Here is a 12429-nt window from a genome sequence, read left to right on the forward strand (position 1 = left end):
ATGCCGGACGCGGACGTGGCGGCGCTGCGCCGTCAGGTGACGATAGAACTCGGCGATCCGGCCACGGCGGTGCGTAAACTCCGCATAGCCGACCCGGGCCTGGTGAACGACCCGCTGGACGACGACGCCACCACCCGCGGCATCCTCCACCTCCCCCCGGACGCCCCGGTGGACGCGGACGTCCGCGAGCGGCTGTACGGGCTGTACACGGAAGCCGCGGCGGACGGCTGGGCGGACAGCCTGGCGTCCCTGGGCGCGTACCACGTCTTCCAGCAGGGCCTGATCGCCCCGAACCGGGACCGCTTCTTCTTGATGGGCGGCACGCGCGTCCCGGGCCTCAACTGGGGTTCCCACAAGGTCCTCAGGCTGGACACCGACACCTACGAGACCGTCGAGCGGCTTCCGGACGGCAGCGTCAGGACGGTCGGGATCAAGGACTCCGAGTGGGCCGGCGGGCCGTTGCCCTACGTCGTGTCGGCCGCGGGCACGCATGAGAAGGTCGTCGTGCCGTGGCCGGACGGGACGACCCGGGACCTGACCATCGACGAGTTCATCGAGCTGGTCGCGCGTGATCTGGAGCGGGAGGGCCTGCCGCCGGACCACCCGATCGTGCTGGCCGTCCCGTTCGCCGGCGACCAGGGCCTCGATCTGCCGCGGCTGCTGGCCGAGCGGACCGGGAGGACGGTGTGGGCGCACTCCGGCCACGCGGCCACCTACGAGGGTCCGTTCCTGGACTTCATCGGTGTCTTGCACGAGGCCGGCCGCCACGTGGGCGACTGGATCCCCACCCCGCCCGGTCTGGCGCCCGACCGCGGGCCCGGTGTCCCGGACTGGTACCGCAAGGTGCTGACCCGGACGATCATGGACGCGCGGTTGAAGCGGCAGGTCGGCCGCTCCGGCCTGCCGAAGGCCGAGGTCGCGCGGTGGGACGTGGAGATCCATCAGCGCCACTTCGGCACGATGACGCACTACGTCCACGTGAACGCCACCACCGAGAAGACCGTGTCGGGGAAGATCCCGCTGCCGCACCGGGGCAGGAGGTACACCTGGGACGGGCACGGCGGTGCGGGCCGGATGGCGTTCGAACTCGACGACGGCACGACCCACTACGCCTACGGCGTCGAGGGGGCGCGGTACCTCGCGCGCCGCAAGAGCGTGCAGAACCTCCATGAGGACGACTGGATCCACATGGAGACGCGCTGGAACGGCTCTCCCATGGACCGTGCCGTTCCCGGCATCGCGTACGCGGACACCGTCTTCCCCGGGGTGTCGCACCCCCTGTCGGTGGCCTTCGTCCCCGATCCGCTCGCCGACGTCTCCGTCGCACAGCACGTGGCGAACGAAACCCGGCACAAGGTCAGCGCCGCCTTCGGCCCGGTCGGGGCCAGGTTCGTGGACGGCGAACTCGTCATGGCGGTCTACACCGACCCGCAGGGGCGGCCCGGTTCGATCGCGACGTTCTATCCCGAGCCCGAGACCGCCGAGCTGGACCGCCGGGCCCGCGTGGCCGGGTATCACACGGGCCCGGGGGAGGTGTCCGAGGAGGCCAGGCAGAAGACCCTGCGCCTGGTGCGGGCGCTGAGGCTGACCCTGGGGAACGACGCGGACGACGGCGTGCTGGTCGAGCAGGACGGCGCCTACGCGGAGCTGCTGCGCGGGGCCGCCGCACTGGACCGGATGTGGGGGGAGGACCCGCGGTTCGACGGCGCGGGCCCGTTCACGCTGGACCTCCTCCAGCGGGTCGTCGCCGCCAGGCTCCCCGAGGGGCGGACCGAGGCACGCCACGACGACTACCGCGCGGTGCTCGCCGCCGCGGCGGCCGCGCCCGACGGCACCGCCCTGGTGACCTTCGCCCCGAAGCTGACGGGGGCGCTGGACGAGGCGGTCCTCTGGTGGACCACGGTGGCCCCGGCGGTGGAGACCGCGGCGGCCCTGGCCCTGACCGGCCAGCAGACGGTGGGACCCGCCGAGCTCTCCCGCGTGTTCTGGGCCCGGGTCAAGACGCACGAGGCCCTGGCCGCGCCCGGGGCGGACCTCGACGCGCTCATCAGGCAGACCTTCGGCGCCGCGCCCGACGACAACCTGCGCCGGACCGCCCGGTGGCTGATGACCATGCTGTACGCGCGCGGGCGTGACGGGGCCGACCCCGCCGTGGTGCAGGCGGGCTACCTGGAGAGCCAGGGCGCTCTGCTGGACTCCACCGCCGTGTTCCTCCCCGACGGCGCGAAGGACCTGCCGACACCGGTCTCCGGGCGCGACTTCGTGGAGGCGCCGAAGACCCCGGGCCCGGACCTGTCGAAGATCTGGACGCCCGGCGGCCCCGTGGACGCGCCGTGGGCGGGGAAGGACGCGCGGGGCAACGACAAGCCGGCTCCCTACGCGGTGCGGGCCTCGGTGGACCGGAACAACCCGGGCAGCCTCACGCTGTCCCTGGGCGGGCGGTCCCTGAGCGTGCCGGAGGCGGTGTTCGTCGAGCTGCTGGCCAACGACCGCCACCTGCTGGTCAGGCCGCTGAACACCCCCGTCGTCCTGGAGATCTCGGAGCTCGACCAGCACCTTCCCGGCCTGGCCGAGCGACTCGCCCAGCGGATCGGCCATCCGGTCCATTCGACGGCCCTGCCCCTGGACCGGTTCACGCCGTTCGGGTCCCAGCGCCCCGTACCGGCCCTGACCCAGGCCCCGGGCGCCCCGGCCCCGACGGTGGCGGACTTCCGCGTGACGCGGCCCGTCGCCCCGAACACGCCGGTCGACGCCCCGCGCCCGGCCTCGGATCCGCTGCGCCGCGAGGCCGGGCAGGCCGTGCTGTCGCCCTGGGCGCCGATGCCCGCGCTGCCCCCGGGGCCCCGCTCCGCGGTGGCGACGGCGCGGGCCGCCGAGTCCGGGCGGCCGCCGGCGGCCCCGGCCGCGTCGCTGCCGGCCCCGCGCCTGTCGGCGGATCAGATCGCGGAGCTGGCCGCCCGGATCGACTCGGACCAGGTGCACACCGCGCCCGTCGGCGATCCGCCCGCCGCCCCGGCCCCCGTGACGCCGGCCGGCACGTCCGCTCCCGCCGCCCCGGCCGGGCCGTCCGTGCTGCCGCGCTCGACCCCGGTGGCGTTCGACGGACGGTCCGCCGAGGTGTCCGCGGACCAGGAGGCGGCCATCGCACGGCTGGCGGCCCGGGTGGCCGGGGCCGGGGCGCGGAACAAGCGGGCGAAGCTGCCCAGGCTCGCGATCCGCATCACCGGCAGCGGACCGGACCAGCAGCTCGCCCGCGCGCGGGCCGACGCGGTGGCCGCGGTGTTCCGGCACCACCTCGGCCGGGCACTGACCGCGCCCGACGCGGCCGGTGAGGGCCTGTCCGAGGGCGACTTCACCATCCTCGTGACGACCGGGGGCAGGAGTCCGTCGGCCGCGGCCTCCGGCCCGGTGACGATCGGGATCAACGCCCACCAGCATTCGGCGACCGTGCTGCGGCTGGACGAGCTGCGGCAGGCCGAGCCCGGTCTGCGGGACGGACCGTTCGCTCCGGACGTCCTGGCCAGGCGCGTCCTGGGCCTGACCGACGGCACACCGGTCACCAGCGCTCTGCGCATGGATCTGTACGCGGTGACCGACGCGGCGATGCGGGACGGCCGGGCGGGCAGCCTGGCGGAGGTGGCCGCGTACCGGGACGAGAAGGAGGCGGAACGCTACGCGGACCACCGCTTCACCCTCGGCGGTACCCGGGTGCCGGGCCTGAACTGGACGGACCTGCCCGACGCGGAGCTGCACGCGAGCACCATCAGCCTCCTGGAGGAGCGGCCGGGCACCACCCCGCGGGTTCTCGACGCGACGGCCCCGAGGTGGCTGGGCGGCCCCAGGCCCTACCTGCTGGCCGCCACCTCGGTGGACGACCGGGTGACGATCCCGGCACTGGGCGGCGGCCCCTGGATCGTGCGCGCCGAGCGGTTCGTGGCGGAGGTCCTGAAGGACCCGGAGCTGGCGAAGCTCCCCGCGGACGCCCCGATCGTGCTGGCCATGCCGTTCGCCGGTGACAAAGACCAGTACGTGGCGCGGCTGCTGGCGGAGCGGACGGGGCGTACCGTATGGGCGCACAGCGGCGACGTACGGCTGACGACCACGCCGGACGGCCGTCTGGCCCTCGCGGTCTTCAAGGCTCCCGGGCGCCCGGTGGGCGCGTGGTTCCCCGTCCCGCCCGGCCTGCTGCCCGACTCCGACGAGGAGGACGGCGGCCACGACGAGGACTGGCACGACCACGTGCTGTCCTGGCCGGTGGGCAGCGAGCTGACGGACTGGCAGATCGGCCGCGCCTCGTTCCAGCCCGAGGAGATGGCCCAGCGGGAGGACACGTACCGCCACCTCGACCAGGTGACGAAGTACGTGCACTTCAACTTCGCCACCGGCGCCTACTCCAGGACGTTCTCCCTGGAACCGGCCGCCCGGGGGAAGCTGAAGGCGTTCTTCGGCGCCCACGGCGGGGCGGGCTTCACGTCCTTCGCCCTGGACGACGGGACCAAGCACCAGGTATGGGGCGCCGGCGGCGCCAAGTGGCTGAAGAAGCGCAGGAGTTTCACCGCCCTCCTGGAGAACAAGAAGGAGGACTGGCTCGCCCTGCTGTCGTGCCGGTCGGCTTCCCCGAAGGACAGCGCCATCCCGCGCCGTACCGCCTTCGGGCGGAACAACCCCGGCGCCTTCGTGCCCAACCCGCTCCGGGAGGTCCCGCAGGGCCAGCACTACGCGAACGAGATGCGGAACAAGGTGAGCGCCGCCACCGTCCGCTCCGGCGTGCTGCACCTGAACGGCGAGTACGTCCGCGCCCTGGTGACCGACCCCCAGGGGCGCTGGGGCTCGTACGCGGAGTTCTTCCCGGAGCCGGAGACCGCCGAACTGGACCGCCGGGCGCGCGCCGTCGGGCTGCACCGCGGACCGGACCCGGTGTCCGAGGAGGCACGGCAGCGGACGCTGGAGCTGGTACGGGCGCTGAAGCTGACGCTCGGGAACGAGATCGACGACGACGTCCGCGTCGAGGAGGACCCCGCCTACGCGGAGCTGCTGCGCGGGGCCGCCGCGCTGGAGGCGATGTGGCGGGACGATCCGCGTTTCCGGCAGGCGGGCCCGTTCACCCTGGACTTCCTCCAGCGGGTCGTCGCCGCGAAGCTGCCCCCGGGGCAGGCCGAGCCGCGCCGGGACGACTACCGCGCGGTGCTCGCCCAGGCCCTCGCCGCCGGACCTGGTACGCCGCTGCCGGACTTCGTGACGCTGCCCCCGGCCGTGGACCGGGTCGCCGCCCGGCTGGACGGCCCGGACGTGCCGCGGGCGATCGCCGATGTCCTCGCGCTGTCCGGTACGGACGAGGTGGGCGAGGACGAGCGCTCCCAGGTGTTCTGGGCCGGGGTCAAGGCGTACGAGGCGCTGGACACCCTCGACGCCGCCGCACTGGACGCGTACACCGCGAGCGTGCTGCACCTGGACCCGTCCGAGGTGGACGACGCGCGGCGGCAGCGGGCGCTGGACGTGACGACCGCGGCGTACGCGGTCGGCCGCGACGGGGCCGACCCGGCCCAGGTGGGCGCCTACCACCTGGAGATCGAGCAGGCCCTGTCCGCCGCTACGGCCATGCCCCCGGTCACGGCCGGCGGTCCGGCGGCCGGGCGCCATCTGCTGGTCACGCCGCAGACGGGCGTCCCCCTCGACCTGTCGAAGGTCCACCTCCCCGGCGGCACGGTGGACGCGCCGTGGACGGGGAAGACCGCGGACGGACGGGACCTGCCCGCTCCGTACGCGGTCCGCGCCGAGCCGGACCGCAACGACCCGAGCCACCTCTTCGTGTCCTACGGCGGGCAGACCCGGCGGGTGCCGGCCGCGGAGTTCGCCGAACTGGTGGCGAACGACTCGGACCTGCTGAAACTCGACCCGGCCGTCCCCGTCTTCCTGGCCGTCTCCGAGCTGGACCGTCTCGCCCCCGGCCTGGCGGAGGACCTGGCCCAGCGCATCGGCCGGACGGTGTACTCCACGGAGTTCCCCGTCGGGGAGCACACGGCGGACGGGGCGCCCCACCCGGTGTTCTCCCTGCACCCCTCGCCCGTCACCGGGGCGGCCCCCACCGCCGCCGCCCTGCGGGTGTCCAGCCCCCGCGCACTGGACTCGGTGAGCATGCCGGCGCTGGTGCCGCCCCCGCCGGTCGACGCGGACACCCCCGCCTCCTCCCGCGGCGACGGCCGCCGTACCACCGCGACCCTGGACCCCGGCGCCCCGGCGCCCGGCCTCACCGCCGTCGCCGCCGAGGTGCCTGCGTCCTCGCCGCCGCCGACGGCCCGGCCCGCGTCGCTGCCGGCCACGCGCCTGTCGGCGGATCAGATCGCGGAGCTGGCCGCCCGGATCGACTCGGGCCAGGTGCACACCGCGCCCGTCGGCGATCCGCCCGCCGCTCCGGCCGTCCCGGTCGCCGCTCCGGCCGTCCCGCCCGCCGCCTCTTCCCCCGGGCCGTCCGTGCTGCCGCGGTCGACCCCGGTGGCGTTCGACGGGCAGTCCGCCGAGGTGTCGGCCGGCCAGGAGGCGGAGATTGCGCGGCTGGCGGCCCGGGTGGCCGAGACCGGCCTGCGGAACAAGCGGGCGAAGCTGCCCGAGCACCCGATCAGAGTCACTGGACACGGCGGCGGAGCGGACGGGCAGCTCGCCCGCTCGCGGGCCGACGCGGTGGCCGCGGTGTTCCGGCGCCACCTCGAACGGGCGCTGACCGCGCTCGGCAAGGCCGGAGCGGACCTGTCCGCAGGCGGCTTCACCCTCCACGTGACGACCGACGGCACCACGTCACCGGATCCGGGCTCCGCCTCGGTGACGATCGGCATCACCGCCGACCGGCACTCGGCGACGGCACTGCGCCTGGACGAGCTGCGGCAGGCCGAACCCGGTCTACGGGACGGCCCGTTCCGGCCGGCCGCCCTGGCCAGGCGCGTCCTGGGCCTGGCCGACGCCACCCCGGTCACCGGCGCATCTCGCGCGGACCTGTACGCGGTGACCGACGCGGCGATGCGGGACGGCCGGGCGGGCAGCCTGGCGGAGGTGGCGGCGTACCGCGCCGAGAAGGAGGCGGAACGCTACGCGGACCACCGCTTCACCCTCGGCGGTACCCGGGCCCCGGGCCTGAACTGGACGGACCTGCCCGACGGCGAGCTGTACGCGGACACCATCGGCCTCCTGGAGGAGCGGCCGGGCGCCACCCCCCGGATCCTCGACTCGAAGGTCCCCAGGTGGCTGGGCGGCCCCACGCCGTACCTGCTGGCGGCCACCATGGACGGCGACCGGGTGAAGATTCCGGCGCTGGACCGCACGACGCGGACCGTGAGCGCCGAGCGGTTCGTGGCGGAGGTACTGAAGGACCCGGAGCTGGCGAAGCTCCCCGCGGACGCCCCGATCGTGCTGGCCATGCCGTTTGCCGGTGACAAAGACCAGTACGTAGCGCGGCTGCTGGCGGAGCGGACGGGCCGCACCGTATGGGCGCACAGCGGCGACGCGCGGCTGATGACCACGCCGGACGGCCGGCTGGCCGTCGCGGTCTTCACCGCTTCCGGGCGCCCGGTGGGCGAGTGGTTCCCCGTCCCGCCCGGCATGCTGCCCGACGCGGATGACACGGACGACGCGGACGACGCGGACTGGCACGAGGACGTGCTGTCCTCCCCGCTGGCGAGCGCGGCGACGGGACTGCAGTTCGGCCGCGCCTCCTACTCGCCCGACGATCTGGCTATACGGGAGGAGGACTTCCGCCACCTCGACCAGGTGACGAAGTACGTGCACGCCAACTTCGCCACCGGCACCATGTCCAAGACGTTCCCCCTGGAACCGGCCGTCCGGGGGAAGCTGAAGGCGTTCTTCGCCGCTCACGGCGGGGCGGGCTACACGTCCTTCGCCCTGGACGACGGGGAAAAGCACACGGCGCGGGGCGACTCGGGCGCCAAGTGGCTCAAGAAGCGCAGGAGTTTCACCGGCCTCCTGAAGGACAAGAAGGAGGACTGGCTCGGCCTGCTCATGTGTCGGGCTGGTTCCCCGAAGGACAGCGCTGTCCCATCCCGTAGCGGCTACCACAACGCCCGCGCGTTCGTGCCCAACCCGCTCAGGAACGTCGCCCAGGGCCAGCACTACGCGAACGAGATGCGGAACAAGACGAGCGCCACGACCGTCAGCGCAGGCGTCTTTTTCCACAACGGCGAGTACGTCCATGGCCTGGTGACCGACCCCCAGGGGCGCTGGGGCTCGTACGCGGAGTTCTTCCCGGAGCCGGAGACCGACGAGCTGGACCGCCGGGCGCGTGCCATCGGGCTGCACAGCGGTCCGGACGACCCGGTGTCCGAGGAGGAGCGGCAGCGGACGCTGGAGCTGGTGCGGGCGCTGAAGGAGACGCTCGGGAACGAGATCGACGACGACGTCCGCGTCGAGGAGGACGACGCCTACGCGGAGCTGCTGCGCGGGGCCGCCGCGCTGGAGCGGATGTGGCGGGACGATCCGCGTTTCCGGCAGGCGGGCCCGTTCACGCTGGACTTCTTCCAGCGGGTCGCCGCCGCGAAGCTCTCCCTGGGGCAGGCCGAGCCGAGCCGGGCGGACTACCGCGCGGTGCTCGCCCAGGCGCTCGGCAGCGACCCAAGCACGTCGCTGGGCGACTTCGTGACGCTGCCGCCGGCCGTGGACCGGGCCGTCGCCTGGCTGGGCGGCCCGGACGTGGTGCAGGAGATCACGGATGTCCTCCAGCTGTCCGGCCCGGACGAGGTGGGTGAGGACGAGCGCTCGCGGATGTTCTGGGCGCGGGTCAAGGCGCACGAGGCGCTGGGCGCGCTGGACGCCGCCGCACTGGACGCGTACACCGCGAGCGTGCTGCACCTGGACCCGTCCGAGGTGGACGACGCGCGGCGGCAGCGGGCGCTGGACGTGACGGCCGAGGCGTACGGGGTCGGCCGCGACGGGGCCGACCCGGCCCAGGTGGGCGCCTACCACCTGGAGATCGAGCAGGCCCTGTCCGACGCCACGGCCATGCCCCCGGTCACGGCCGGCGGTCCGGCGGCCGGGCGCCATCTGCTGGCCACGCCGCAGACGGGCGTCCCCCTCGACCTGTCGAAGGTCCACACCCCCGGCGGCGTGGTGGACGCGCCGTGGGTCGGGAAGACCCCAAGAGGAGAGGACCGGCCGCGTCCGTACGTGGTCCGCGCCGAGCCGGACCGCGACGACCCGAGCCACTTCTTCGTGTCGTACGCCGGGGTGACCCGGCGGGTGCCGGCCGGGGAGTTCATCGAACTGGTGGCGAACGACCCGCAGCTGCTGACCCTCGACCAGGCCGTCCCCGTCTTCCTGGCCGTCTCCGAACTGGACCGGCTCGCCCCCGACCTGGCGCAGGACCTGGCCCAGCGCATCGGCCGGACGGTGTACTCCACGGAGTTCCCCGTCGGGGAGCACACGGCCGACGGGGCCGCGCACCCGGTGTTCTCCCTGCACCCCTCGCCCGTCACCGGGGCGGCCCCCACCGCCGCCGCCCTGCGGGTGTCCAGCCCCCGCGCACTGGACTCGGTGAGCATGCCGGCGCCGGTGCCGGGTCTCAACGATCCAGCACCCGGCCTCACCGCCGTCGCCGCCGAGGTGCCTGCGTCCTCGCCGCCGCCGACGGCCCGGCCCGCGTCGCTGCCGGCCACGCGCCTGTCGGCGGATCAGATCGCGGAGCTGGCCGCCCGGATCGACTCGGGCCAGGTGCACACCGCGCCCGTCGGCGATCCGCCCGCCGCTCCGGCCGTCCCGTTCGCCATGACCCCGTCCGCCCCCTTTTCGGCCGGGGCGTACGTGCTGCTTTCGGCCGCGCCGTCCGTGCTGCCGCCGTCGACCCCGGTGGCATTCGACGGGCAGTCCGCAGAGGTGTCCGCGGATCAGGAAGCGGTGATCGCGGAGCTGGCGGCCCGGGTGGCCGAGACCGGCTGGCGGGAAAAGCGGGCGAAGCTGCCCGAGCCCCCGATCAGCGTCACCGGGTACGGCGGCGGAACGGACGGGCAGCTCGCCCGCGCGCGGGCCGACGCGGTGGCCGCGGTGTTCCGGCGCCACCTCGACCGGGAGCTGACGGCGCTCGGCGCGGCCGACGAGGGCCTGTCCGAGGGCGACTTCGCCGTCAGCGTAACGACCAGCATGACGTCGCCGAGCCCGGCCTCCGCCCCGGTGAAGATCGGGACCACCACTCACCGGTATTCGGCGGCTGTGCAGGGGCTGGACGAGTTGCGGCAGGCCGAGCCCGATCTGAGGGATGGTGCGTTCCGCCCGGACGCCCTGGCCAAGCGCGTGATGGGCCTGGACGACGCCACGCCGGTGACCAATGCCCTGCTCGTGGACCTGTACGCGGTGACCGGCCAGGCGATGGAGGACGGCCGGGCCGGCACTCTGGCGGAGCTGGCGGCGTACTACGCCGAGAAGGAGGCGGGTCTCTACGAGGACCACCGCTTCACCACCGGCGGCGCCCGGGTCCCGGGCGTGAACTGGACGGGCCTGCCCGACGGCGATCTGTATGCCGACACCGTCAGCCTTCTGGAGGAGCAGCCGGGCAGCGCCCCGAACATCCTCGATCAGACCGTCCCGGGGTGGCGCAAGGGTCCCAAGCCGTACCTGCTGGCGGCCACCATGAGCGACGACTGGGTGACGGTCCCGGAGCGGGACGGCACGACCCGGGACGTGACCGTCGAGCGGTTCGTGGAGCGGGTCCTGAAGGACCCGGAGCTGGCGAAGCTCCCCGCGGACGCCCCGATCGTGCTGGTCCTGCCGTACGCGGGCGACGGCGACCAGTACCTGGCGCGGCTGCTGGCGGAGCGGACGGGGCGTACCGTATGGGCGCACAGCGGCGACGTACGGCTGACGACCACGCCGGACGGCCGTCTGGCCCTCGCGGTCTTCAAGGCTCCCGGGCGCCCGGTGGGCTTCTGGTTCCCCGTCCCGCCCGGCCTGCTGGCCGACTCCGATGACAAGGACGGCTACGAGGACTGGCACGAGAACGTGCTGTCCTCGCCCATAGGCAGTGAGCTGACGGGCCTGCAGATCGGCCGCTCCGCCTTCCCTGCCGACGAGATGTCCATACGGGAGGAGCCTCTCCGCCACCTCGACCAGGTGACGGAGTACGCGCACGCCAACTTCGGCGCCGGCACCATCTCCAAGACGTTCCCCCTGGAACTGGCCGCCCGGGGGAAGGTGAAGGCGTTCTTCGGCGCACACGGCGGGGCGGGCTACACGTACCTCGCGTTGAAGGACGGAACCAATCACCAGGCGTGGGGCAACGAGGGCGCCAAGTGGCTGAGGAGGCGCAAGAGCTTCACCGGCCTCCTGAAGGACAAGGAGGACTGGCTCGTCCTGTGCATGTGCCAGGCGGGTTCCCCGAAGGACAGCGCTGTCCCGTCCCGCAGCGACTATGACAACGCCCGCGTTTTCGTGTCCAACCCGCTCCGGCACGTCGCCCAGGGCCAGCACTACGCGAACGAGATGCGGCACAAGACGAGCGCCTCGACGGTCGTCGAAAGCATGCATCCCCACAACGGCAAGTGGATCCGTGTCCTGATGACCGACCCTCAGGGGCGCTGGGGGTCGGTCGGGGAGTTCTTCCCGGAGCCGGAGACCGACGAGCTGGACCGTCGGGCGCGTGCCGTCGGGCTGCACAGCGGTCCGGACGCCCCGGTGTCCGAGGAGGAGCGGCTGCGCACGCTGGACCTGGTGCGGGCGCTGAAGCTGACGCTCGGGAACGAGGTCGACGACGACGTACGGATCGAGGAGGACGAGGAGTACGCGGAGCTGTTGCGCGGGGCCGCCGCGCTGGAGCGGATGTGGCGGGACGATCCGCGTTTCCGGCAGGCGGGCCCGTTCACGCTGGACTTCTTCCAGCGGGTCGCCGCCGCGAAGCTCTCCCTGGGGCAGGCCGAGCCGAGCCGGGCGGACTACCGCGCGGTGCTCGCCCAGGCGCTCGACAGCGGCCCCGGCACGTCGCTGGGCGACTTCGTGACGCTGCCGCCGGCCGTGGACCGGGCCGTCGCCTGGCTGGGCGGCGCGGACGTGGTGCAGGAGATCACGGATGTCCTCCAGCTGTCCGGCCCGGACGAGGTGGGTGAGGACCAGCGCTCGCAGGTGTTCTGGGCGCGGGTCAAGGCGTACGAGGCGCTGGGCGCGCTGGACGCCGCGGGTCTGGACGCGTACACCGCGCGGGTGCTGCACCTGGACCCGTCCGAGGTGGACGACGCGCGGCGGGACGAGGCGCTGGACGTGACGGCCGAGGCGTACGCGGTCGGACGCGACGGGGCCGACCCTGACCAGGTGGCCGCCTACGACCTGGAGACCGAGCAGGCCCTGTCCGACGCCACGGCCATGCCCCCGGTCACGGCCGGTGAGCCGGCGGCCGGGCGCCATCTGCTGGCCACGCCGCAGACGGGCACCTCCTTCGACCTGTCG

At 74.1% G+C, this 12429-nt stretch carries 1 protein-coding gene (cut by a window edge); it reads left to right on the top strand.

Going from position 1 to position 12429, the window contains the following annotated elements; all coding sequences use genetic code 11:
- Positions 1-12429, top strand: the 5' end (the start) of a protein-coding gene (locus tag ASC60_RS14750; protein WP_267892795.1) for a lonely Cys domain-containing protein. Its footprint extends 60000 nt past the window's final position; 12429 of the gene's 72429 nt are visible here — the first part of the coding sequence; the start codon lies at positions 1-3; its stop codon lies beyond the right edge, outside the window.

Source organism: Streptomyces sp. NBRC 110028 (assembly GCF_001417735.1).
Lineage (GTDB): Bacteria > Actinomycetota > Actinomycetes > Streptomycetales > Streptomycetaceae > Streptomyces.